22 protein-coding genes are annotated in these 23,131 nt (G+C 54.2%); 10 read left to right on the forward strand and 12 right to left on the reverse strand.

What is annotated here, in order from left to right; all coding sequences use genetic code 11:
• Positions 1-5 precede the first annotated feature (5 nt).
• The 3 genes from SR894_RS14940 to SR894_RS14950 all read left to right on the forward strand — a co-directional run bounded on the left by SR894_RS14940 (position 6) and on the right by SR894_RS14950 (position 3,137).
• A complete protein-coding gene (locus SR894_RS14940; protein WP_133729913.1) occupies positions 6-881 on the forward strand; it encodes a glycine betaine ABC transporter substrate-binding protein in 876 nt (291 codons plus the stop codon).
• Positions 882-1,036: 155 nt separating this feature from the next.
• Positions 1,037-1,459: a universal stress protein gene (locus SR894_RS14945; protein WP_133729912.1), complete on the forward strand. Its 423-nt coding sequence runs from the start codon at positions 1,037-1,039 to the stop codon at positions 1,457-1,459.
• 40 nt (positions 1,460-1,499) lie between these two features.
• The gene (locus tag SR894_RS14950) at positions 1,500-3,137 is read left to right on the forward strand and encodes a BCCT family transporter (protein WP_223288019.1); all 1,638 of its coding nucleotides are present in this window, start codon (positions 1,500-1,502) and stop codon (positions 3,135-3,137) included.
• A 130-nt stretch (positions 3,138-3,267) separates the two neighbouring features.
• On the opposite strand, the gene SR894_RS14955 is transcribed toward SR894_RS14950, so the two are convergent.
• The 3 genes from SR894_RS14955 to SR894_RS14965 form a co-directional block, all read right to left on the reverse strand.
• Entirely contained in the window at positions 3,268-3,993 is a 726-nt protein-coding gene (locus SR894_RS14955; protein ID WP_133729910.1) for a 3'-5' exonuclease, read from the reverse strand.
• A gap of 1 nt (position 3,994) precedes the next feature.
• A complete protein-coding gene (locus SR894_RS14960; RefSeq protein ID WP_133729909.1) occupies positions 3,995-5,905 on the reverse strand; it encodes a DUF294 nucleotidyltransferase-like domain-containing protein in 1,911 nt (636 codons plus the stop codon).
• A 267-nt stretch (positions 5,906-6,172) separates the two neighbouring features.
• Positions 6,173-6,565: a DUF4168 domain-containing protein gene (locus SR894_RS14965; RefSeq protein WP_133729908.1), complete on the reverse strand. Its 393-nt coding sequence runs from the start codon at positions 6,563-6,565 to the stop codon at positions 6,173-6,175.
• 144 nt (positions 6,566-6,709) lie between these two features.
• Between SR894_RS14965 and SR894_RS14970 the strand changes: the two genes are divergently transcribed.
• Positions 6,710-7,648 carry a DMT family transporter gene (locus SR894_RS14970; RefSeq protein WP_133729907.1) on the forward strand — a complete coding sequence of 313 codons (939 nt, stop codon included), beginning with the start codon at positions 6,710-6,712 and terminating at the stop codon, positions 7,646-7,648.
• 30 nt (positions 7,649-7,678) lie between these two features.
• The gene (locus SR894_RS14975; protein WP_464937098.1) at positions 7,679-8,446 is read left to right on the forward strand and encodes an EAL domain-containing protein; all 768 of its coding nucleotides are present in this window, start codon (positions 7,679-7,681) and stop codon (positions 8,444-8,446) included.
• A gap of 15 nt (positions 8,447-8,461) precedes the next feature.
• On the opposite strand, the gene mtgA is transcribed toward SR894_RS14975, so the two are convergent.
• The 4 genes from mtgA to SR894_RS14995 form a co-directional block, all read right to left on the reverse strand.
• Complete coding sequence (gene mtgA / locus SR894_RS14980; protein ID WP_133729905.1) at positions 8,462-9,178, reverse strand: monofunctional biosynthetic peptidoglycan transglycosylase; 717 nt, start codon at positions 9,176-9,178, stop codon at positions 8,462-8,464.
• Positions 9,179-9,188: 10 nt separating this feature from the next.
• The gene (fghA, locus tag SR894_RS14985; RefSeq protein ID WP_133729904.1) at positions 9,189-10,043 is read right to left on the reverse strand and encodes an S-formylglutathione hydrolase; all 855 of its coding nucleotides are present in this window, start codon (positions 10,041-10,043) and stop codon (positions 9,189-9,191) included.
• Positions 10,044-10,295: 252 nt separating this feature from the next.
• Positions 10,296-11,405: an S-(hydroxymethyl)glutathione dehydrogenase/class III alcohol dehydrogenase gene (locus tag SR894_RS14990; protein ID WP_133729903.1), complete on the reverse strand. Its 1,110-nt coding sequence runs from the start codon at positions 11,403-11,405 to the stop codon at positions 10,296-10,298.
• 45 nt (positions 11,406-11,450) lie between these two features.
• Positions 11,451-12,434: an MBL fold metallo-hydrolase gene (locus SR894_RS14995; RefSeq protein WP_223288020.1), complete on the reverse strand. Its 984-nt coding sequence runs from the start codon at positions 12,432-12,434 to the stop codon at positions 11,451-11,453.
• Positions 12,435-12,564: 130 nt separating this feature from the next.
• On the opposite strand from SR894_RS14995, the gene SR894_RS15000 reads away from it, so the two are divergent.
• Positions 12,565-13,461, forward strand: a complete 897-nt coding sequence (locus SR894_RS15000) for a LysR family transcriptional regulator (protein ID WP_133729901.1) — start codon at positions 12,565-12,567, stop codon at positions 13,459-13,461.
• On the opposite strand, the gene SR894_RS15005 is transcribed toward SR894_RS15000, so the two are convergent.
• Positions 13,458-14,825 carry an L-serine ammonia-lyase gene (locus SR894_RS15005; protein WP_133729900.1) on the reverse strand — a complete coding sequence of 456 codons (1,368 nt, stop codon included), beginning with the start codon at positions 14,823-14,825 and terminating at the stop codon, positions 13,458-13,460. The genes SR894_RS15000 and SR894_RS15005 overlap by 4 nt on opposite strands.
• A 188-nt stretch (positions 14,826-15,013) precedes the next feature.
• On the opposite strand from SR894_RS15005, the gene SR894_RS15010 reads away from it, so the two are divergent.
• On the forward strand, positions 15,014-15,661 hold the full coding sequence (locus SR894_RS15010) for a hypothetical protein (protein WP_133729899.1): 648 nt from the start codon (positions 15,014-15,016) through the stop codon (positions 15,659-15,661).
• 146 nt (positions 15,662-15,807) lie between these two features.
• On the opposite strand, the gene rpoD is transcribed toward SR894_RS15010, so the two are convergent.
• The 3 genes from rpoD to rpsU form a co-directional block, all read right to left on the reverse strand.
• Positions 15,808-17,658, reverse strand: a complete 1,851-nt coding sequence (gene rpoD, locus SR894_RS15015; protein WP_133729898.1) for an RNA polymerase sigma factor RpoD — start codon at positions 17,656-17,658, stop codon at positions 15,808-15,810.
• 226 nt (positions 17,659-17,884) lie between these two features.
• Positions 17,885-19,753 carry a DNA primase gene (gene dnaG / locus SR894_RS15020; protein ID WP_223288021.1) on the reverse strand — a complete coding sequence of 623 codons (1,869 nt, stop codon included), beginning with the start codon at positions 19,751-19,753 and terminating at the stop codon, positions 17,885-17,887.
• A 287-nt stretch (positions 19,754-20,040) separates the two neighbouring features.
• A complete protein-coding gene (gene rpsU, locus SR894_RS15025) occupies positions 20,041-20,256 on the reverse strand; it encodes a 30S ribosomal protein S21 (protein WP_008956349.1) in 216 nt (71 codons plus the stop codon).
• A 223-nt stretch (positions 20,257-20,479) separates the two neighbouring features.
• Between rpsU and tsaD the strand changes: the two genes are divergently transcribed.
• Positions 20,480-21,529 (forward strand): tRNA (adenosine(37)-N6)-threonylcarbamoyltransferase complex transferase subunit TsaD, encoded by a 1,050-nt coding sequence (gene tsaD / locus SR894_RS15030; RefSeq protein ID WP_133729896.1) that lies wholly within the window; start codon positions 20,480-20,482, stop codon positions 21,527-21,529.
• On the opposite strand, the gene plsY is transcribed toward tsaD, so the two are convergent.
• On the reverse strand, positions 21,526-22,098 hold the full coding sequence (gene plsY, locus SR894_RS15035) for a glycerol-3-phosphate 1-O-acyltransferase PlsY (RefSeq protein WP_133729895.1): 573 nt from the start codon (positions 22,096-22,098) through the stop codon (positions 21,526-21,528). The genes tsaD and plsY overlap by 4 nt on opposite strands.
• Before the next feature lie 103 nt (positions 22,099-22,201).
• Between plsY and folB the strand changes: the two genes are divergently transcribed.
• Positions 22,202-22,582 (forward strand): dihydroneopterin aldolase, encoded by a 381-nt coding sequence (gene folB / locus SR894_RS15040; RefSeq protein WP_022522378.1) that lies wholly within the window; start codon positions 22,202-22,204, stop codon positions 22,580-22,582.
• A complete protein-coding gene (gene folK, locus SR894_RS15045) occupies positions 22,579-23,127 on the forward strand; it encodes a 2-amino-4-hydroxy-6-hydroxymethyldihydropteridine diphosphokinase (RefSeq protein WP_133729894.1) in 549 nt (182 codons plus the stop codon). Before folB ends, folK begins: the two co-directional genes overlap by 4 nt.
• Positions 23,128-23,131 lie beyond the last annotated feature (4 nt).

Here is a 23,131-nt window from a genome sequence, read left to right on the forward strand (position 1 = left end):
AGTGAATGAAACATCGCACATTGAACCTTCGTATCCGTCTTGCTTCACTGGCACTGCTAGCAGGTGCAGGCGTTGCCGTCAGCAGCGCAGCCCAGGCCGAAGAAGAGAAAGGCACGGTTAACTTGGCCTACGTGGAGTGGTCTTCCGAAGTCGCTTCTACTAACGTCATTGCCGCGGTACTTGAGCAAGCAGGCTATGAGGTTGATTTAACGTCACTCTCAGCGGCGGCCATGTTCCAAGCCCTCTCCACTGGCGATGCGGACGCCATCGTTGCCGCTTGGCTGCCGACCACTCACGCCGATTACATGGAGCGCCTGGGTGATAGCATTGAAGACCTCGGCCCCAATCTGGACGGCACCAAGCTGGGCCTTGTGGTTCCAGAGTATACTGACGTCGACTCGATTGCTGACCTTAACGATAACGCCGACAGCTTTAATGGCGAGATCATCGGTATTGACCCCGGTGCAGGCCTAATGGCGCTCTCCGAAGAGGTTGTGGATACCTATGACCTTGAGCTGGATCTGCGTAGCGGCAGCGGTGCTACCATGACGGCAGCCCTAGCCAGCGCAATTAATAACGAAGAAGACGTTGTTGTTACCGGCTGGACGCCCCACTGGATGTTTGCCCGTTTCGATCTCAAATACCTAGAAGACCCTGAGAACGTCTATGGCGGTGCAGAGCAGATCCACACTGCGGTTCGCCAAGGCCTGGAAGACGACATGCCAGAAGCCTATGCCATTCTCGACGCTTTCGAGTGGACGCCTGAGCAGATGGGCGAGGTCATGCTGATGAACCAGGAAGATGGCAGTGACCCCTATGAGAATGCGAAGCAGTGGGTTGAAGATAACCAGGACGTGGTCGCAGAGTGGCTTGATAGCTAATGCCATTTTGATTAGGTAAATTGTATTTGTTAGTGATGGTTGGGCTGGGGCTTTCGTAAGCCCCAGCCCAGCCGTTTAAGTTTGTACAACCTATTGTTATGAGCACACTACTATAAGCAGTTCGATAGTGTGACAGGTCATTTCGGGAGCTTGGCATGTTTAATAACATTATGGTGCCGGTAGACCTTGCCCACCTTGAAACACTGGAACCCGCGTTAAGCGTTGTAGCCGACCTTGCCAAACAATATGACGCCCATATCACCTATGTCAGCGTCACGGCCAATACACCCACAAGCGTCGCCCGCACTCCCCAGGAGTATGAGCAAAAGCTCGAGGCTTTTGCGCAAGAGCGACATAAGGTTCATGGTCAACCGGTAAGTAGCAAGGTATACAGCTCAACAGACCCTATGGCGAATATCGACACACTACTTGAGAAAGCTATTGACGAAGTAGGGGCTGACTTAGTAATGATGGCAACTCATCTGCCGCGGCATTTGGATATTGTCATGCCTTCGCATGGTGGCAAAGTAGCAACTCACACTAACGCCTCTGTCTTCTTAATTCGTCTGGCTCAATAAAACCGCCTTTCGTTTTTAAAATAATTAAGGGAGTAAACTTATGGACAAAACACCGAAAAATGAGCCTGATGAGCCGGTCTCTGAGGGTATACCCGCCCCAGATGGCCCGGCTAACCTGATCGATACCGATTATGTTATCGGCCAAGATAATATCACCACGAATGCTATGGGCCTCAATCTTGACCTACACGGCAAGGTATTTAGCATTTCTGCAATCATTGTGCTGCTGTTTGTGGTGCTAACTCTAGCGCTGCAAGACACGATTGCGCCTATTTATGATGCTATTTTTGGTTTTTTGACCGGCAATCTAGCGTGGTTCTTTATTTTAGCGGCGAATATATTCGTCATCTTGTGTATTGGTCTGATCTTCTCTCCGCTAGGTAAAATCCGCATTGGTGGCGCTGATGCCAAGCCTGATTTTACCTATATGGGTTGGTTTTCAATGCTGTTTGCCGCGGGCATGGGGATTGGCCTGATGTTCTTCGGCGTTAACGAACCGCTGACGCACTTTGGCTCTTCATTTGACGGTGGCAGTTGGGCGCCGCTAGCGGGTGCGGAAGGTAATGCTGCCGCTGCTGAAGCGTTAGCTATGGCCGCAACCATCTTCCACTGGGGCCTGCACCCCTGGGCGATTTACGCTGTGGTCGCGCTTTCGCTGGCGCTGTTCTCTTTCAATAAGGGCCTACCGCTATCCATGCGTTCTGTGTTCTACCCCCTTTTGGGTGAGCGCGTATGGGGCTGGCCAGGCCACGTAATTGATATTTTGGCAGTGTTTGCCACTTTATTTGGTTTGGCTACGTCCCTTGGTTTAGGGGCAACCCAAGCAGCAGCAGGCCTCACTTACCTGTTTGGTGCGCCAGAAAGTGATATCACCATGATCCTATTGATCATCGGTATTACGATGATCGCCATCGGCTCAATCGTGGCAGGCGTTGATAAGGGCGTACAGCTGCTCTCCAAAATCAATATTATTCTTGCGGCAATGCTACTTTTCTTTGTAATTGCGGTTGGCCCTACCCTGATGATTGCCACGGGCTTCTTTGAAAACCTTTGGAACTATGCGGTTCATCTGCCTGCCTTATCGAATCCTTTTGGTCGTGAAGACGCTAACTTCAGCCAGGGCTGGACAGCCTTCTACTGGGCTTGGTGGATCTCCTGGTCTCCGTATGTTGGTATGTTTATCGCGCGGGTATCCCGCGGCCGTACAGTGCGTGAATTCCTGGTCTCGGTGATGCTGGTGCCGTCCACGGTATCAGTACTATGGATGACCACGTTTGGTGGCACGGCCATTGATCAGTACGTCAGCCAAGGCATTGAGGCCGTTCGCGATGCAGGTGTTGATCTGCAGCTATTCATAATGCTCGAGCAGCTACCGTTATCGCAAATCACCTCATTCGTAGCCATTGTGCTAGTCATCGTGTTCTTCGTGACGTCGTCTGACTCTGGTTCACTGGTGATTGATTCCATCACCGCTGGCGGTAAGGTCGATGCGCCGACGCCACAGCGCGTTTTCTGGGCGATCATCGAAGGCGCGATTGCCATTGCGCTACTGCTAGGCGGTGGTCTGACAGCGCTGCAAACCATGGCAGTTTCTACCGGCTTCCCGTTCACCATCATTCTGCTAGTGGCCTGCTATGCCATTATCAAGGGGTTGATGAGCGAACCTAAAGCTGTCTAGCGCTGCTTTGAACCGACCACGGTTTTAAACCAACCCTAAGTTTAAAGCTTGCTGGTACTGTTCAAATGTAGCTAGTAAACGGGCAACCCAATGGGTTGCCCGTTTTTGTTGGTATGATGACAGCTAAGCATCAACACCAAATATCTTTCAATGGCGTTTCAGGTCGATAATGGGTCGCTATTTGCGCCTGCAATAGCTCTGCGGTGGCCAACGCATCCACCAGGGCATGATGTCCTTGATAAGGGGGCAAGCCATAGCGCTCACGACTCGCATGCATGCGGATGGAAACCGGTGGGCGGCCAAGCCAGCGGCGGAACCGCGCCCATAGGGTTTGGCGGTGCATCCGCGCTTCCAGCGACATGGTATCAATCATCGGAAACAGCACCCCTTCCCCACGTCGGGCTTTGACAGCTGCATTCAAAAAGGGGCGTTCAATATTGCGAAAATGAACCACCACTAGGCGACCTGCTAGCTGGGCCAGGAGTTCGTCCAGTATCACATCTAAGTCCGGCGCCTGGGCAATCTCCGAGTGGGTAATGTGATGGTAGGTAATTGAGGCTTCTGCGAGCGGCCGCGAAGGGTTCACGACCCAATAGCGCCGCTCTGCCAATTTGATACGATTTAACGTGAAGGGCACGAGGCCAATACTGACAATCGCATGTCGCCTCTCATCCAGTCCTGTGGTTTCCATATCCAGCGCCACCATAGGCACTTCAGAAATGGGCGTTTCAGGATCAGGCAACGACGCACCAAAAAATTGCTGAAGGGCAGGATTTTTCGCTTGTTGCGCCCGTTGGGCCATATAGCCCTTCCAATCGGCCTGTACGATTTTTTGGCGTGGGCGTATATTGAGCATCTTAGCGTCCCTGCCGCTGGGCAGGCATGGGATAGCGGAATTTCAGAAATTTTTGTGCGTTGCTGAGCACCTGGAAGGCATCTTTCAGCGTGTGCCGCTCGCTATCCGCCACGTTTTCAGGCTCGATATTGTTATCCGGCAGGCGATCCTCTTGTAGATCAATCATTTGATGGCGAATCCGCGACATACATAAAAACTCAAACGCATAGCTTAGCTTGTCACTCATCCCAGTCGCCAACAGCTGGGTCTTGCTGATGTCATTCAGGCGCTGAAAGGAGTTCTGCGCTTTGGAGCCGCAGGCTAAGGCGTGAATACGCACCAAATCCACCATCGGCGCCGTCCCTCGACGCTTCAAGTTGATAGAGTTGTTGTGCTTGCCATCTTGCTCCATCACAAAAGTACGGAAAAACCCCAGCGGCGGGGTACGGTTTAAGGCATTGCGAGCCATGGCGGCTAAAAAAAGCGGTGATTTTGGCGCTGTCTCGGCAATCAAATCTTGCAACGTTTCCACATAGAGGTCTTCGCCGTAGCAACTATCCAGATCAAAGAAAATCGAGCTATGCAGCAACCGTTCCGGCGTAGGGTTGGCCATCCAATCCTGAAAATACTCCTTCCAAACGCTGAGGGGCTGACGCCATTGCGTGTTGGTCGCCATCACATCACCCTTGCAGTAGGTGTAGCCGCAGGCATCTAAACCATCGCTAACGATTTTTGCCAGGGCGTAAAAATAGTCATCATGCTGCTCTGGAATAAACTCATCGGAGAGGATCAGCGCATTATCCTGGTCAGTGACAATGCTCTGCTCATTGCGGGCCATAGAACCATTCACCATAAAGCAGTAAGGCACCGGCGGAGGGCCAAGTTCTGCTTCAGCCATTTCCAGCAACCGCCGAGTAAAGCTGCGTCCGATCGTGGAAAGGGCGCTACCTACCATTTGCGAGTTAGCCCCCTCTTGCACCATACGCACAAACGCCGCGCTCACATCCGGCGCCAAGCGTGCCAGCCCCTGGGCGCTGGACTGATTGAAAATATTGCTGACCAGATAGAGGCCACTATGGGTTTCATAGCGAATAATATCGGAGAGATGCACCACGCCCACCGGGCGCTGACGATACAAGACAGGCAGGTGGTGCACATTACTGCGCAGCATCGTCAGCATGGCCTCATAAACAGAGGCATCCGATTGAATGGTAATTAGCCGCGAGGAAACCACCTCACCGACCGAGGTTTGCGGTGATAGCCCCTCGGCCACAACGCGGGTACGAAAATCACTGTCGGTTAAAATCCCGCACATCTGCCAAGTTTGACCTTCGCTATCTTTAAAGCTGTAGCGCGGGTTATCGCTCCCCTCTTTTAATACCAGCAGCGCAGAAGCCTGGGCGTCGCTCATCTGCTGCGCGGCGTGCTGAACGCTGGTAGACGTTTCCACCATCACCGGGTAACGGGTTATCAGTTTGCGTATCCTTGTGACCATCATGTCGTTGGATTTCTTTTGCTGCTCAGCGGCACTCTCTAGCCGCGGCCGCTCCAACTCGACAAAATCGGCAAAATGGTCATCCTCCTCGCACAGCCTGAGGAAAACCGCCTTGGGGATAAAATAGATCAGCGTATCTTCAATAGCCTGGGCAGGAAAACGCACTTTGTGGTTACGCAGCAGGCTGAAATGACCAAAAATATCGCCTTCACCCAGGCGGTTATACAGTTCTCCTTGGCTACGATAAACCTCCACAGCGCCACTACGGATATAACAGAGATCATTGAGCATCTCGTTGAGCGCTAATATGTTGCTGCCGGTTTTGAAGTAACTCACTTCGACCTGTTCAGCGATGGCATCAAGAAGATCATCCGATAGCCCATCAAAAGGCGGGAACCGTCCCATATGTTGGCGTATTTCTAACAGTTCGACATCCATACGGACTCCTCGGGCATACCGGTCAATGGGCTGGAGAATCTACTCACAATACTAAAGTGTGGCGGGAAGGCTAAGTCAGGTAAACCCCACTCAGTATAATAAAACTGCCCATTGGCGAAACAAGCTGCATAAAAAAGCCCGGTGCAGTTAAGCACCGGGCTTTGCTGGCCTAAGCCATACTGATAATTACTCTGCTAAATAAAAACTGCTATATTAGCGATATAAAAAAATCAGTAAATCGACATCAGTTACTTTCAGCAGTACAGCTTACGACTGGTTAGCCATTTCCTGAACACGCTGCATCATTTCAGGGTCTTGCTGAATGGATTGACCGATAGCGTTGAAAGTATCAACATCTAGCCCGCTGTCTTCGACCACTTCAATCATGCGGTCGTTAGCTTCGGTGCGCACTTCCTGCTGCGCTGATTCGTCTTCCGCTTCCTGCAGACGCTGGGTATATTCCTGGGAAATAACCGCAATTTCTTGAGAAGCATCAGCAAACTGCTGGAGCTGGTCGTCAGAAAAATCCTGGGCAGGTGCTTGCTGGGTTGCCATTGGATCTTGTGCAGCGCCTTGTTGCTCTTCCTGCGCGTGGGCGGTAGCAGCCATCAGACCGGTCGCGAGCAGGGCAGCGGAGAACAGAGCAGTCATACGTTGCATAGAAGAAACCTCAATATTGCGTTGTGTGTGTGCCTTCTGTGACGCGCCATGTTCAAGCAGGTTCAACTCTTTATGTAAAAGATGGTAACAAAAAGAACCAAATGTATCCTAAAGATGAGTTTATCACGCCACCACGGAAATAATATGTCCATAATATTCAGTAAGTTACACAAAAACGACTTACCTTCGGCAGGACTTGCCGCCATGCCTGCACTTTTCGTTCTACTTTGGAGCACCGGCTTTATTGGCGCCAAGTTCGGCCTGCCATATGCAGAACCTTTTACATTTCTGTTTATTCGCTTTGTGTTCACGCTACTGCTACTGATTCCGCTGGTCGTCGTGATGCAAATACCTTGGCCTTCATCACCCAGGTTATGGACTCATATCGCCATATCAGGCTTTCTAGTTCATGGCGCTTACTTAGGTGGAGTCTTCTATGGCATTTACTTAGGTATGCCTGCTGGTTTAGCGGCACTACTGGTGGGGTTGCAGCCACTTCTGACCGCCGCCTTCGCCGGGCCACTATTAGGTGAACAGCTCTCTTGGCGCCAATGGGTAGGGCTAGGCCTGGGCCTAATAGGTATCAGTTTAGTGCTCGGCAGTAAGCTTGAACTGGGTGAGTCGCTATTTGATGGCTTCGGAGTTAGCGCTCTACTGTGTGTTACCGCTGCGTTAATGGGGATTTCACTGGGCACGCTCTATCAGAAGAGGTATTGCACCAGTATGCCGCTGCTTTCTGGGGCGGTGATTCAGTACGTGGCAGCAGGCGCTCTGTTGGGCGTTGGCGCCTTGCTTTTTGAGACGCGCCAGGTGGAGTGGAGCAGCACCTTTGTGCTGACGCTGGGTTGGTTGGTGTTGATTCTCTCAATTGCCGCTATTCTGTTACTCATGGCCTTGATTAAAAAGGGGGAAGCCTCGCGGGTTGCGAGTCTTTTTTATCTTGTGCCACCGGTCACGGCGCTTCAGGCGTGGTGGCTATTTGACGAACGTCTTCCCCTGCTAGGGCTTGTGGGGATGTTGGTCGCCATCACTGGGGTGGTGATGGTTATTCGGAAACCCGTCTATAAGGCGACTAAAAGATAACGATATTTGTAAACCAGGGCTTGGATAAACATGTCAGCACACCACCACTGTGCCAGGGTGAACGGACACTGTAACCGTTGCGATTCTCCGGTACCTTTTGCATTTACCATGGCGTTTCAACCAATCGTCAATGTTAATCAGCGACAAGTTATTTACTACGAGGCGTTAGTACGTGGCACCAACGGCGAGTCCGCTTTTTCAATACTGGGTCAGGTGACCGATGAGCTGATGTACCGTTTTGACCAGGCGTGCCGCATCAAAGCCATTGAGCTAGCCAGCGACCTGGGCATGCAGGAGCGCCTCTCCATTAACTTTCTGCCCAATGCGGTTTATGAACCACAGGCATGCATTCAAGCTACCCTGGAAACAGCGCATCGTGTTGGTTGGCCCACTGAACGGCTCAACTTCGAAATTACCGAAACCGAGCGGGTCAATGATCGTATGCATATGCGTACGATTATTGAGAGCTACCGCGAAATGGGCTTTACCACCTCGCTGGATGACTTTGGCAACGGTTATGCCAATCTCGATCTGTTGACCGACCTGCGGCCCGATACGCTGAAAATCGATCGTGACCTGGTAATGGGATGCGATAGCGACAAGCGTCGCCAGGCCATATTGCGTAGCCTGGTGGCGCTAGCAGAGACATTGGGTACACAGCTGATTGCAGAGGGCATTGAGACTCGCGAAGAGTCGCGCTGCCTGCTGGCATTGGGCATTCCCATGCAGCAGGGCTATTACTTTTCCTATCCCAACCTAGAAGCCCTGGCAGAAATTGACGATGCCAAATACGACTAGTGTGGATGAAGCCCGCTATAAATGTTGCAAATAATCAGCCCCACCTAAGTTACGCATCTGCTGGCGAATCCACTGGCTTCGCCGCTCAACCTGGGCATCGGGACGTGCGGCGCTGCGCGTCAGCGGGCTGGGTAAGATAGCCGCGAGAAGACTTGCCTGGCGTTCAGTTAACGAACTCGAAGAGGCCCCAAAATAGTGCTGAGCAGCGGCCTCTAGGCCAAATACACCGCGATCCCACTCGGCGACGTTGAGATAAACCTCCAAAATACGCTGCTTGCTCCAGAGTATCTCGATCAGTAGCGTAAACCACGCTTCTAGCCCCTTCCGTGTCCAACTACGACCTGTCCACAGAAAAACGTTTTTAGCCGTTTGCTGGCTCAAGGTGCTGGCACCGCGCAGTCGTCCACCGTCTTGACTGGCCTGCAATGCCCGGCGCAATTCAACCAGATCAAATCCGCTATGATGCGGAAAGCGCTGATCCTCTGCAGCGATCACTGCCAGTTTGGCGTTTACCGAGAGCGAATCCCAGCCTCGCCACTCGCGCTGTATGCGAATCGGATCGCTATGGATCCAGCTCTGAATTTTGCGCTCGACCATCACCATCGACCCCGGTGGAGGAACGACCCGAAACAGCAAGACCAGCGCGACCGACAGCAGCACAAACGCTAACACGCCGCGCCAAACAATCCGCCATAGCAGACGCAGAAAACGGCGCAACGAGCGATTGAGCATCCAGTTATCCTTAACGCTTCATGAGGTGATCTGCATGATAGCGCAGATGATCCTCGATAAACGAGGCAATGAAGAAGTAACTGTGATCGTAGCCCGGCTGGCGGCGCAGCGTTAACGGGTGATCGTGCTCTTCGCAAACGGCTTCTAAACGCTCTGGCTGAAGCTGCTCCTCCAGGAATTGATCCGCTTCGCCCTGGTCGATAAACAGCCGTTGGCGTGATGCACCGTTGGCAACCAGTTCGCAGGCATCGTACTGGCGCCAGCGTGACTGATCTTCTCCCAAATAGGTATTAAACGCCTGCTGACCCCAAGGGCAGTTCATCGGATTGACCACCGGCGAGAAGGCCGACACTGAACGGAAGCGCCCTGGATGACGCAGCGCCAGGATCAACGCTCCGTGCCCTCCCATTGAGTGCCCGCTAATCGATTCGCGCCCATTGACCGGGAAGTGCTGACGCACCACCGAAGGCAACTCCTCGATCACATAATCGTACATGCGATAGTGGGACTTCCAGGGTGACTCGGTGGCATTCACGTAAAAACCGGCACCCGAGCCTAAATCATAGCTTTCATGCTCCCCGGGCAAGTCGGTGCCCCGTGGGCTAGTATCAGGGCAAACAATCGCCACGCCCAGCTCAGCGGCAATACGGTGAGCGCCCGCTTTCTGCATGAAATTTTCGTCATTACAGGTTAAGCCCGACAACCACCACAGCAGCGGTACGCGCTCGTTTTCCGCCTGGGGCGGCAAGTAAACAGCGAAGATCATGTCGCAATCCAGCGCACGGGAGTAGTGGCGGTAGCGCTTATGCCAGCCACCGAAACTACGGTTGGCGGACACCAGTTCTAGAGTTTCACTCATGCTCATGGGCAGGTTCCTTTAAATGCAGCAAACGCGGCAGGTCTACCCTACCGCGTTTTAGCGTTTCAAACGTGCTTTCTATACTACTTAATAATGCTGTGCACAGGCCGAATGACTGTCTGTAAAACACACGATAACGGAGTGCCAGGGTAGGTTGAAGCGAGGGTCTTTTGACAGGGATGTCAAAAGTAGCGCCCACGGATGGGTTCACAGCGCCCTCGCGGAAACCTGCACTGGCACGGCATCGAGCCACAGAGCCTAGTAATGCAGCACGGTACGAATGCTCTTACCCGCATGCAGTAACTCAAACGCTTCGTTGATTTTCTCAAACGGCATATCGTGAGTAATGAAATCGTCGATATTGATTTCGCCGTTCATATAACGATCAACGTAGCCCGGCAGCTCGCTGCGCCCTTTTACGCCGCCAAAAGCGGAGCCTTTCCAGACCCGTCCGGTGACCAGTTGGAACGGCCGTGTGGAGATCTCCTCACCGGCACCGGCTACACCAATGATGATCGATTCACCCCAGCCTTTGTGGCAGCACTCCAGCGCTGAACGCATCACGTTGACGTTGCCGATACACTCAAAGGAGTAGTCAACGCCGCCATCGGTCAAATCGACAATGACCTGCTGAATGGGGTCTGAGTACTCTTTCGGGTTCACAAAGTCGGTGGCGCCAAACTGCTTGGCCAGCTCGAACTTATCAGCATTGACGTCGATAGCAATAATACGCCCCGCCTTGGCCATTACCGCGCCTTGAATGACGGCCAAACCGATAGCCCCGAGACCAAACACCGCCACCGTGGCGCCAGGCTCTACTTTAGCGGTATTCAGCACCGCACCGATACCGGTAGTCACACCACAGCCCAACAGACAAATTTTATCCATGGGCGCTTCTTTTGAAACCACCGCCAGGGAGACTTCAGGCAACACGGTGTACTCACTAAACGTGGAGGTACCCATGTAGTGATGAAGCATTTTGCCATCGAGTGAGAAACGCGAGGTGCCGTCGGGCATGACCCCTTTGCCTTGGGTAGCGCGCACGCTACCACATAGGTTGGTTTTACCCGACAGACAGAATTTACACTTGCCGCACTCGGCGGTGTAGAGCGGAATCACATGGTCGCCTGGCTTAAGGCTAGTGACGCCCTCGCCGACTTCCTGAACAACGCCGGCACCTTCATGGCCCAGCACCGCAGGGAAGTTACCTTCGGGATCAGCACCGGAAAGCGTATAAGCATCGGTATGGCAAACGCTTGTCGCAGCCATCTTAACCAACACTTCTCCCGCCTTAGGGCCTTCAACATCAATCTCAACCAGTTCAAGCGGTTTACCCGCTTCCAGTGCAACAGCTGCGCGTGACTTCATATTGACTCCTAAACGTTCATTACTTCAAAAACAAAAACTAAGGCGTTACTCGTCACTTGCCACTGGGCCAAACTCAATCGGCAGCCAGCGGTAGCCTTCTTCATCTTTTACGATATGACCAATGCCGGGAAATGGCATGTGGGCACCGGCGACCCAGTGCTTATCTTCAACTGCGCTTTCGAGCACTTCTTCTCGAGTGCGAATGGCTTGCTCGGGGTCTGAGTCAAACTCAATGGCCACAGTGGGGTCGGCAAATTGCACGCCGTAACTGTGCACCACATCACCCCATACCAGCATGGCGTCATCATCGCTGTTCAGCATGAAGCTTGAGTGTCCGGCGGTGTGGCCATGGGTATCTTGGGCAACGACACCCATCAGCACTTCATCACCGGCCGTAAAAGGGTTGAAACGGTCAGTTTCCTGATAAGGCGCTACCGCCTCTTGAGCCATGGTAAAGAAGGGTTGATTGGCTTCAGGAGCCGCAGCCGCACGCTCCTCATCCAGCCAAAAATCGGCATCCGCTTGGCTGGCACGCAGTTCAGCATTGGGATAAACAGCTTCGCCCTCCTCATTGGCCAAACCACACACATGGTCAGGATGCAGATGAGTCATCAGCACCGTGTCAACATCCTCCGGCGAGTAACCAGAAGCACGCAGGTTACTCTCCACCTGACCTAATGAGGGGCCAAAGCAGGCAGCTGAGCCGGCATCAACCAGCACAAGGTTCTCACCAGTGTGAATAAGAAAAGCATTGACCGCAGTTTGCATGCCACTTTCTGCATCGATAAATAGCGCATCCAGGTGGCGGAGAATATCTTCTTGCTCCATGCCTTTTAGCAAGGAGGTATCAATAGCCGTATGGCCATCGTATAGCGCGGTTACCTCATACTCCCCAACCATCATGCGAAACCAACCTGGCGCCTGCTCCTGCTGCTGGGTGGGCAGCTCCGCCTGAGCACTGACTGCCCAGCCAGCGCTCACGGCCACTGCTAGGGCACCGCGAGACCACCGAGATAAAGATATAGGCATAAATAAAAGGCTCCATTGATAGGCCAGCGATACTAACAGTGTAAGCCACCTAGGCGCTCTTGATAAACCGGGATACACTCACAAGATTATTGCTACACAGCAATAATCGCTATCAACCCGAGGAGTTGGCATGCAGCACTGGAGCCGTATCGAAGCCTTTGTTGAGGTAGTGCGTTTAGGCACGTTCTCTGCTGCGGCCCGCCACTTAAAGGTATCTACCTCGCATATTAGCCGCTTGGTCAGTCAACTCGAAAACCAGCTGGGCGTGCAATTGCTCTATCGCACCACCCGCCAGATCCGCTTAACCGACGCAGGCACTATCTACGTTGAACACTGTCGCCATCTATTTGATGGGCTACGCGATGCCGAGCAGGCGCTTAGTGAACTCCAGGACAAGCCCAATGGGCTGCTTAAACTCACCTCCGCCACCACCTTCGGTGAGCGCTTTATCGCCCCGTTGGTTAATGACTTTCAGTGTTTACATCCGCAGCTGGACGTCCATATGCATTTTACTAACCGTCCGGTAGAACTGATTGAGGAAGGCTACGATATTGCCATCAGGATGGGAGTATTAAAGGATTCGAGCCTAATCGCCAGGCGACTGTGCGACCGCCGCGAGTATATCGTCGGCTCACAAAGCTACTTCCGCCAAGCGCCACGCCCGCATACGCTGAGCGAGCTTAACCAGCATCGCTGCCTGATTGGCTCACGACCTAATTGGTTGTTTGAAGTGAACGGTCAACGACGTGAGGTGCGCGTAGAAGGGCGCTGGAGCGGTAATTCCGGCCCTGCATTATTAGATGCCGCACTTAAAGGGCTAGGGCTTGCTCAACTGCCCGACTATTATGTTGGCCCCTACCTGGCCAGTGGTGAGCTGGTGGCCGTGCTTGAGCCTTTTCGCCACCATGATACTGCCGTCTGGGCGGTCTACCCCCGACACCGCCACCTGTCGCCCAAAATCCGCCAGTTGGTTGACTATTTGGCCGCCAACATTGACAGCTTATTGCCCAGGAACCCGCTGACCTAGCACTCGATGGCATTGACAGCGAGCCCGCCCTTGGAGGTCTCTTTGTATTTATCCTGCATATCACGGCCAGTATCGCGCATAGTACGGATCACTTTATCCAGCGATATAAAGTGATCGCCATCGCCATGCAGCGCCATTCGTGCAGCATTGATAGCTTTGACGGAGGCGATCGCATTGCGCTCGATGCAGGGCACTTGAACAAGCCCTCCTACCGGGTCGCAGGTCAAACCGAGGTTATGCTCCAAGCCAATTTCAGCGGCATTCTCAACCTGGCCCGGCGAGCCACCCAGCACTTCGGCAAGCCCTGCGGCCGCCATGGCACAGGCGGAGCCCACTTCACCCTGGCACCCCACCTCCGCACCGGAAATGGAAGCGTTCTTTTTGCATAAAATGCCTACTGCCCCGGCGGTCAGCAGAAAGTCCACCACATCGGCTTCGCTAGCGTCGGGCTCAAACTTCAAATAGTACGCCAACACCGCAGGCACTATGCCCGCCGCACCGTTGGTCGGGGCGGTGACCATGCGCCGCCCGGCGGCGTTCTCTTCATTGACCGCCAGCGCAAACACATTGACCCAATCCATCACGGTAAAACTCGACACAATCAGCCGCTGATTTTTCGGCGGATGCAGCAACTGTTGATGGAGTAGCTGTGCTCGACGGCGCACATTTAATCCACCGGGCAAATGGCCCGTCGCGCGCAGGCCATTCTCGATGCTGTCGCTCATGGCGTGCCAAATGATCAGCAGTTCTTCACGTATGGCTGATTCGCTACGCCAGGCTTTTTCATTTTCAAGCATTAGTTGGCTAATCCGCAGCTGATGCTGCTGACATAGCATGAGCAGTTCGGCTGCCGTATTAAAGGGATACTTCAGTTCAGTAGCATCTTCGCCAACCTCGCCTTGTTCAGCCTTAGCTTGATCGACATAGAAACCGCCGCCAAGGGAGTAAAACGTATTGGTTGCCAACAGCGTGTCATCACAATAGGCGCTCAGCACCATGGCATTGGGATGAAACGGCAGACACGCCTCATCCCACTCGACATCGTTCCGGGCCTCAAAAGCGATTGCCTGACCATTGGCAAGTACCAGCGACTCACCCTCTTCAAGTTTTTTTAATCGCGCGGCAATCGTGTCCGGGTCTATACTTTCCGGCGCCTCTCCCATCAGCCCCATGATCACTGCCTGGTCGGTGCCGTGCCCCACCCCGGTGGCAGCAAGCGAGCCATGCAGCCTCACCACTAACCGGGTAACGCTGGTATCTTCAAGCGCCATGGCAAAGTCGCGGGCCGCACGCATTGGCCCCACCGTATGGGAGCTTGAAGGCCCAATACCAATTCGGAAAAGATCAAACACACTAATAGCCATGCCTGTTACACCTCACAACGCTGTTATTACTTGCCGATTAGACACTTTGCAGTGCTGACAACCAAACGTCGAGCGGTTAACCGCAATATCGACGTGCGAACACATAAGTGTGACGATATAATGAACATTCACCCATGCATGTTTTAATATGCGAATAGCGACGCTGCTTACCCACAAAGGATGTTGGTATGTCTTCCCCCCCTGCTTGGCCCATCGGGTTTCAAACCATTTTAGTGCGTGCGGTGTTGTACGTACTGTTTATCGGTGCGATTGCCCAAGGTGCCTACTTAGAAGCACTTTATCTCCCCTCAGTACGCTTTTCTGAGCTGGGCTTTACTGAATTTACCCAAACGTTGGTGCTGGCCACCTGCTGTGCAATGCTGATCTATATTCGCCAAGTACTTAAAGTATGGCCCACCGTCACGCTTCTGCTGCTGGCATTTGTGGCCGCCTCGTTGGTGCGCGAACAAGATCACTTTTTAGATAACTATGTGGCTCATAACACCTGGAAGGTGCTTGTTGCGCTGATTATTCTCCCATCGCTCTTTTGGGTGATTAAGCAGCGCCAACACTTTCTCGCGGAGTTCGCTCATTACAGCAACACCTTCGCCTTTGGTTTGTTTACGGCAGGCGTGCTGACCACTTATATATTCTCGCGCCTGTATGGGCGGCAGGAGTTTTGGCAAGCTATTCTTGAAGACAGCTATTCAGGAACCTTCAAGAGCGTAGCTGAAGAAGTCGTCGAGCTACTCGGTTATAGCCTAATTCTGATCGCCACCCTGGAGTTGCTGCTACTAGCCCATCGCATTTACAAAGCCCGGCAGACAACTATTTAAACTCTATGGTTACAGCATCCAATTGCTGCGCTTAAGCGCAGCAATGATCACCTCCCACCATCATCCACACAAAAAAAGCCCGCCGTTCTGAGAACGACGGGCTTTTTGCTTTCTATCTACCACTCACCATTCGAAACTTACGGCATTCACTCGTCAAGGAACGAACGCAGCGGCTCGGAGCGGCTGGGATGACGCAGCTTACGCAGCGCTTTGGCTTCAATCTGACGAATTCGCTCGCGAGTTACATCAAACTGCTTGCCCACCTCCTCCAGCGTATGGTCGGTGTTCATATCGATACCGAAACGCATGCGCAGCACCTTCGCTTCGCGGGCGGTCAAGCCGCCTAACACGTTGCGCGTTGCTTCGATAAGCCCTTCACCGGTGGCCATATCAATGGGCAGTAGCATGGTACCGTCTTCGATAAAGTCACCCAGGTGTGAATCATCGTCATCACCAATCGGCGTCTCCATGGAGATCGGCTCTTTGGCGATTTTGAGCACCTTACGAACTTTATCTTCCGGCATTTCCAAACGCTCGCCGAGCTCTTCCGGCGTCGGCTCACGACCCATTTCCTGCAACATCTGGCGCGATACGCGATTGAGCTTGTTGATCGTCTCAATCATATGCACCGGTATACGGATGGTGCGCGCCTGATCGGCAATCGAGCGGGTAATTGCCTGACGAATCCACCAGGTGGCATAGGTTGAGAACTTATAGCCACGGCGATATTCGAACTTGTCGACCGCTTTCATCAAGCCGATATTGCCTTCCTGGATAAGATCCAAGAACTGCAAACCACGGTTGGTGTACTTCTTGGCGATCGAGATCACCAAGCGAAGGTTAGCCTCAACCATCTCTTTCTTGGCGCGACGGGCTTTCGCCTCACCAATAGAGAGCTTGCGGTTCACCTCTTTAAGGTCGGCAACCGAGAGCTGCACCATATCCTCTTCGAAGGCGATCTTGCGCTGGGCACGGGCGATGTCGGCGCGCAGCGGCTCAAGGCGGTCGGCGTACTTGCTCTGCGCTGCCTGAAACTCATCCAGCCATGTTTTGCTCGACTCATTACCAGGAAACGACTTGATAAACGTCTTACGCGGCACCTTGGCTTTTTTCACGCACAGCTGCATGACCGCTTTCTCTTGGGCACGCACTTGCTCAACGCTGATGCGCACCTGACCGACCAAGCGCTCGAAGTGCTTAGGCACCAGCTTGATGGGCGAGAAAAGCACCGCCAAGCGGGCTTGCTCAGCTTTAAGCTCGGGACTGCCACGACCATGCTTGGCAAACGCCGCTTCGACCAAGGCGTTCTGCTCGCGAATCTGCTCGAAACGCGCACGGGCCTCTTCGGGATCCGGGCCGCCTTCGCTGGCCGTAGAGTCCTCGTCTTCATCGTCGCCGTCGCTCTCAACGTCGTCGTCAATTTCAGGCTCAGGCTCTGGCTCGGGCACCTCTGCTTCGGCAACGCCGGGAATGCCTTCATCGGGATCGATGAAACCAGAAAATAGATCCGAAAGACGCCCCGGCGCTTCTTCATCCTGGGTGGCGTCATAGGCGTCCAAAATAGACGCGACGGCTCCCGGCAAATAGGCCAGAGACGACATCACTTCACGGGTACCCTCTTCGATCCGTTTGGCGATTTCGATTTCGCCTTCACGGGTCAGAAGCTCAACCGTGCCCATTTCACGCATATACATGCGTACGGGGTCAGTGGTGCGGCCTACATCGCTTTCCACGGCGGCAAGAGCCGCTACGGCCTCTTCCGCAGCGGACTCGTCCGTGGATTGATCCGACATCATCAAAGTGTCTTCATCTGGCGCTTCTTCAGCGACACTTATACCCATGTCGTTGATCATGCCAATGATGTCTTCCACTTGATCCGGGTCGGCGATATCCTCGGGTAGATGGTCGTTGACCTCGGCATAGGTCAGGTAGCCCTGTTCCTTGCCTCGAGCGATCAACTCCTTCAGACGCGACTGCTGCTGCGCATTTCCAGCCATAGAAACCCTATCTCGACGAAGAAGAATGAAACACCTGGAGCGCTGAATCGATTAAACTCAACAAGCCGTACAGTATAGCGTAAAAAGCAGGAAATTTTCCAGCCCAACGTATTTGCGCGGTAATTCAGGTGTGTTAGTTTGTTCGGTTAGGCCAACGTTTGGCGACTGACCCTATATCTGGTGCTGAAACGTTAGGAATTCAACCCCCATCGCCCAAGACACCGCCTTATTGGCGCTGGGCAAGCTCCATTACCAAACTTGCCAAACGCTGGCGCTGCTCCTTATCCAACTTTTGCCCGGCGCGCTCCTGCGCCAGCAACGCCGTGTACTCCTCTTGGGGAGAACGCTGACGCTGAACGTACTGCAAGTGTTCCACCAAACCCTTCAGCTCTGCTTCCCGATCTGCTTTGGGAATCAATAGCTCGCGCTTAGCGAAAGCAGCCAAGGCCTGCCCCTGCTGGCTGCCTTGAAAATGCGCCAACACCACCTGCGGGCTGCGGTAGCGCCCCGCCTTGAGCAGTTCAATCAGCTCGCGGCATAGCGGCGCATCGTCATCTTCCGGCAACCACTCCAAATGATCAGGGAGCGTGGCTACCAGATTGGGCTCATGCAATAACAGCTGCACGATACGCCCAACCGGGGAGAGCGCCTGAGACCGTGAGCGCGATGAGCGGGCTGGCGCTGCCAAAACGGCTCCGGGCATGGAGGATGAGGCCGAATCGGGCTCCACCTGCTCTGCCTGCTCCTGCGAAACATCACCTTGGGTGACGGATCGCCGCGACGCTTGGACACGCTTTTCGAGCAGTGCTTTCAACTGCTCTTGCGCCAACCCGCTTCGCTTTGCCAATGACTCCAGCAGTAGCGATTTGAGCATGCCTTCAGGCACTTTGTTCAATGCTTCGAGCACCTGACTGGCAAACCGCTCACGCCCTTCCACGGTATTCAAGTCGCGCCCTTGGGCCGCCTGTTCGAATAGAAACTCCGACAGCGGCATGGCACAGGTCACGCGATTCTGAAAAGCCTGGGTGCCTTCACGGCGCACCAGGGTGTCCGGGTCATCACCTTCGGGCAGAAACAGAAAGCGCGCTTCACGACCGTCAATCATTTGCGGCAGCGAGGTTTCCAACGCCCGGCTAGCCGCCTGTCTTCCCGCACGGTCACCGTCGAAACAGAACACTACGCGACTCACCAGTCGAAACAGGCGGGTCAAATGGTCTTCCGTGGTGGCGGTACCCAGCGTCGCCACAGCGTTATGAATACCGTATTGCGCCAACGCCACCACATCCATATAGCCTTCGACCATGACCAGCTGCTCAAGCTTGTTCGAGGCTTGGCGCGCCTCATACAAGCCGTAAAGCTCACGACCTTTATGGAACACGGGCGTTTCCGGTGAGTTGAGATATTTGGGCTGATCATCACCCATCACTCGACCACCGAAGGCAATCGTGCGGCCGCGCAAATCGCGAATGGGGAACATTACCCGGTCACGAAAGCGGTCGTAGGTACGCCCAGTATCCTCACGGTGAATCAGCAGGCCGTACTCCACCTGCACTGGCTCACCAATACCACGCTCGCTGAGGTGCTGTTTTAGCGCTTCCCAACCCGCTGGGGCATAGCCAATGCCATAGGTCTTGATCACCTCGTCTGAGAGTCCCCGACCCGACAAATAGCGTTGGGCAGACTGGCCCTCCTGCATCTTTAATCGCTCGCGATAAAAACTGGCGGCGAGTTCGAGCAGGTTAACGCCCTCTTTGCGCTTCTTTTCCCGCTGCTGGGCACGCGGGTCATCAGCACCTTCACGCGGCACTTCAATACCCAGACGACCGGCCAAATGCTCTACCGCCTCAGGAAACGGCAGCTTGTCGTACTCCATCAAGAAGCGTAGTGCATTACCATTAGCTCCGCAGCCAAAGCAGTGATAAAACTGCTTATCAGCACTGACGGTAAACGATGGGGTTTTCTCTTGATGGAAGGGACATAGCCCGGAATAGTTACGGCCAGCCTTTTTAAGCTGCACACGCTCACCAACCACCTCGACCACGTCAACGCGGCCTAACAGGTCATCAATGAAACGCTGTGGAATTTGGCCTGCCATGAACTACGGGCATCCTCGCGCAAAGCGCTAACTTTCGAGACTGTTTTTTAAAAGCCCTGTTTAAAAACAGTTTTTAAAACCGGTCAAAACCAGTTTTAAGACACTGCCCAAGGTCATCAGACCCATTGCCAGATCAGATCATCGTAAACAGCGACGGTCTTGAACGACAGCTTTGGAAAACGATGGCTTTAAAAACAACAGTCAAAAACAAACGGCCACCTAGTGGCGGCCGCTTGGCATCCCTCTTGAGACGGCCAGCTAACTGCTCCGGCCCCCTCGGGTACGGATCAATAGAGCCGTTCGAAACGCTTTTGCTCACGCTGAACTTTCTTAGCGTGGCGTTTTACGGCAGCTGCCGCTTTGCGTTTACGCTCAGCAGTCGGCTTCTCATAGTGCTCGCGGCGGCGTACTTCAGAAAGAACACCGGCTTTTTCGCAAGAACGCTTGAAGCGACGCAGGGCGACGTCAAACGGCTCGTTATCACGTACTTTTACAGAAGGCATTAAGCACTCACCTACCTTAAGGAGTCTTGAGTTCGGATAGTACGTACACTGCGAAATTACATTTTAGAACACGGTGTACGACCCAGTTTTACAGCGCACAGTAGTTTAGTCGCCGTTGACCATCTTTGCAAATGCTTACGCTGACCTACGGCGATAATGCTAGACTAGCGCCCTTCAGTTTTCATCTTTATATCTTTTGAATAGCCTTTGAGAGTCCCACTTTATGCGAGTTCTGGGCATTGAAACATCCTGCGACGAAACAGGTGTCGCGCTTTACGACACCTCGTTAACCGGCGGCCAGGGGCTGCTTGCCGATGCGCTGTATAGCCAAATCGCCATGCATGCCGAATTTGGCGGCGTAGTGCCCGAACTCGCCTCTCGCGATCACACCCGCAAACTGCTGCCGTTGATTGAGCAAGTGCTCAGCGACGCCAAGCTGACGCGCCGCGATCTGGATGGCATCACTTACACCGCCGGCCCCGGCTTGGTCGGCGCATTAATGGTGGGCGCTAGCACCGCCCATGGCATGGCGCGCGCCTTGAACATCCCTGTGCTCGGCGTACACCATATGGAAGGCCATTTATTGGCACCAATGCTGGAAGACGAACCACCCGAGTTCCCTTTCGTTGCACTGTTGGTCTCCGGGGGGCATACCCAACTCGTCGAAGTTCAAGGGCTGGGTCGCTATCAACTGCTCGGCGAATCGGTGGATGACGCGGCAGGTGAAGCCTTTGATAAAGCCGCCAAGATGCTCGGACTGGCCTACCCTGGCGGCCCTCAGGTCGCCAAGTTAGCGGAACAGGGTGACCCCAAGCGTTTTCGTTTTCCACGCCCCATGACCGACCGGCCGGGACTGGATTTTAGTTTTTCGGGCCTTAAAACCCACACCATGACGGCCATTCGCCAACTGGAAACAGCCGGAGAACTCGACGCCCAGGCCCGCGCCGATGTTGCCCGAGCCTTTGAAGAGGCCGTTGTCGATACGTTGGTGATCAAGTGCCGTCGAGCGCTGGATCAAACCGGCTTGAAGCGTCTAGTAGTGGCGGGCGGAGTCAGCGCCAATCATCGCCTCCGCGCGCGACTGCAGGCTGAGTGCGAAAAACGTCAGGCCCGCGCCTACTACCCGCGCGGGCGATTCTGTACCGACAACGGCGCCATGATTGCCTATGTCGGTGCTCAACGTCTGGCGGCAGGCGAGTACGACACTCCTGGAATGATGCAGGCGACGCCCCGCTGGCCTCTCGATCAGTTGACACCGCCTGACTCACGCTAAGAACCACGAAACGGCGGCTCTTCACCACGTCGTAGACGACGAATATTAAGACCGTGTCGTGCCAGCACCAGCAGGCTGAAGCCCCCCACCACCATGACGTACTCCGGCGCCAGCCAGCCACAGGCAAGCGGCGCCACGAGAGCACTCACTAGCGACGCCAGCGCCGCTGTTTTTAATCGCCACACCAGCAGCGCCCATATCGCTGCACTCAGTAACGCCACCTGGGGCACCAATACCAGCAGTACACCAAAGGCACTGGCGACCGCTTTACCGCCACGAAAGCCGTGCCACAGCGGAAAACTATGACCTAGTAATACTGCCAACCCCACCAGCCCCTGCAGCCAGACCGGGTAGTCCAATAGCTTGGCACCGAGCACAGCGGGCATGGCTTTTAAAGCATCTAACAGCAGAGTGGCTGCCGCTAAGCGGGGGCCATATAGGCGCAGCACGTTGGAAAAGCCGGGATTAAATGAGCCGTGTTGGCGGGGGTCGCCCACACCCGCCAGGCGGCAAACGCTGATCGCTGCCAGCCAGCTGCCGCTTAAATAACCCACCACTATCCATACCATGGCGATTTGCTCGCTTTATAGACCGTTTCGATAGCCCGATATACTGTCGTTTAGCCCCATCCTAACGTACAATCGCCCGCTTGTTACCGTAGGGGGAAGCTGGATGGATCGCATTTTGATTGAAGCGTTAAGCGTCGATACCGTGATTGGTGTCTACGACTGGGAGCGCTCGATTCAACAGTCGCTAAGCTTAGACTTGGTGTTGGCGACCGACATTCGCTCGGCCGCAGCCACCGACGATTTACGCCTTACCCTGGACTACGCTGCTATCTGCCAGCGCATTCAGCAGTTTGCCGATGCCCATCAGTTCGCCCTGGTAGAGACCTTTGCCGAACGGCTCGCTGAATGCCTGCGTACAGACTTCCCCATCACTTGGCTGCGCTTAACGGTACGTAAACCGGGCGCGGTTGCCAATGCCGTTAGCGTCGGCCTGGAAATTACCCGCGGCAATCTGCCGGAGGCAACCCAGGAGATCAGCGCATGAACCTGGTGACCGTCAGCTTAGGCAGCAATATTCACCCTACTCGGCATATTCGCTGCTGCCTGGATGCGCTTGCCGATACCTTCGGCCCCCTGCAGATCTCACGAGTGTTTGAAAGCGAACCGGTTGGTTTCGCCGACAGCCGCAATTTCTATAACCTGGTGGTGGCGTTTCACAGCGCTTGGACACCGGGCGAACTGCAGGTATGGGGTAAGCAGCTGGAAATAGAGCATGGCCGCCGGCCCGATATTGCCAAATTTAGCCCCCGAGCGCTGGATATTGACTTGCTCACCGTGGGCAGCCTCTGCGGCACGATTGATGAAGTCGCCTTACCGCGTAGCGAAATTACCCATAATGCGTTTGTTTTGCAGCCACTCGCCGAGTTGCTGCCCGAGCAGCGCCACCCCCGCTGCGGCACGCCCTATGCGGAGCTATGGAGCGCCTTTGAGCTTGGTAGCCAGCGCCTTTGGGCGGTGGATTTTAGCTGGCGCGGTCGCTGGATCTCCCAAGCAGATGAACAGCCCCTGCTGGCGGCGGCACGCCGGTAAACGG

Origin of the sequence: Vreelandella neptunia, assembly GCF_034479615.1 — a bacterium.
GTDB classification, from domain to species: Bacteria; Pseudomonadota; Gammaproteobacteria; order Pseudomonadales; family Halomonadaceae; genus Vreelandella; species Vreelandella neptunia.

Coding starts and splice junctions, on each gene's coding strand:
- SR894_RS14940 (WP_133729913.1), top strand. CDS start 6: ATGAAACATCGCACATTGAACCTTCGTATCCGTCTTGCTTCACTGGCA.
- SR894_RS14945 (WP_133729912.1), top strand. CDS start 1,037: ATGTTTAATAACATTATGGTGCCGGTAGACCTTGCCCACCTTGAAACA.
- SR894_RS14950 (WP_223288019.1), top strand. CDS start 1,500: ATGGACAAAACACCGAAAAATGAGCCTGATGAGCCGGTCTCTGAGGGT.
- SR894_RS14955 (WP_133729910.1), bottom strand. CDS start 3,993: ATGCTCAATATACGCCCACGCCAAAAAATCGTACAGGCCGATTGGAAG.
- SR894_RS14960 (WP_133729909.1), bottom strand. CDS start 5,905: ATGGATGTCGAACTGTTAGAAATACGCCAACATATGGGACGGTTCCCG.
- SR894_RS14965 (WP_133729908.1), bottom strand. CDS start 6,565: ATGCAACGTATGACTGCTCTGTTCTCCGCTGCCCTGCTCGCGACCGGT.
- SR894_RS14970 (WP_133729907.1), top strand. CDS start 6,710: ATGTCCATAATATTCAGTAAGTTACACAAAAACGACTTACCTTCGGCA.
- SR894_RS14975 (WP_464937098.1), top strand. CDS start 7,679: ATGTCAGCACACCACCACTGTGCCAGGGTGAACGGACACTGTAACCGT.
- mtgA (WP_133729905.1), bottom strand. CDS start 9,178: ATGCTCAATCGCTCGTTGCGCCGTTTTCTGCGTCTGCTATGGCGGATT.
- fghA (WP_133729904.1), bottom strand. CDS start 10,043: ATGAGCATGAGTGAAACTCTAGAACTGGTGTCCGCCAACCGTAGTTTC.
- SR894_RS14990 (WP_133729903.1), bottom strand. CDS start 11,405: ATGAAGTCACGCGCAGCTGTTGCACTGGAAGCGGGTAAACCGCTTGAA.
- SR894_RS14995 (WP_223288020.1), bottom strand. CDS start 12,434: ATGCCTATATCTTTATCTCGGTGGTCTCGCGGTGCCCTAGCAGTGGCC.
- SR894_RS15000 (WP_133729901.1), top strand. CDS start 12,565: ATGCAGCACTGGAGCCGTATCGAAGCCTTTGTTGAGGTAGTGCGTTTA.
- SR894_RS15005 (WP_133729900.1), bottom strand. CDS start 14,825: ATGGCTATTAGTGTGTTTGATCTTTTCCGAATTGGTATTGGGCCTTCA.
- SR894_RS15010 (WP_133729899.1), top strand. CDS start 15,014: ATGTCTTCCCCCCCTGCTTGGCCCATCGGGTTTCAAACCATTTTAGTG.
- rpoD (WP_133729898.1), bottom strand. CDS start 17,658: ATGGCTGGAAATGCGCAGCAGCAGTCGCGTCTGAAGGAGTTGATCGCT.
- dnaG (WP_223288021.1), bottom strand. CDS start 19,753: ATGGCAGGCCAAATTCCACAGCGTTTCATTGATGACCTGTTAGGCCGC.
- rpsU (WP_008956349.1), bottom strand. CDS start 20,256: ATGCCTTCTGTAAAAGTACGTGATAACGAGCCGTTTGACGTCGCCCTG.
- tsaD (WP_133729896.1), top strand. CDS start 20,480: ATGCGAGTTCTGGGCATTGAAACATCCTGCGACGAAACAGGTGTCGCG.
- plsY (WP_133729895.1), bottom strand. CDS start 22,098: ATGGTATGGATAGTGGTGGGTTATTTAAGCGGCAGCTGGCTGGCAGCG.
- folB (WP_022522378.1), top strand. CDS start 22,202: ATGGATCGCATTTTGATTGAAGCGTTAAGCGTCGATACCGTGATTGGT.
- folK (WP_133729894.1), top strand. CDS start 22,579: ATGAACCTGGTGACCGTCAGCTTAGGCAGCAATATTCACCCTACTCGG.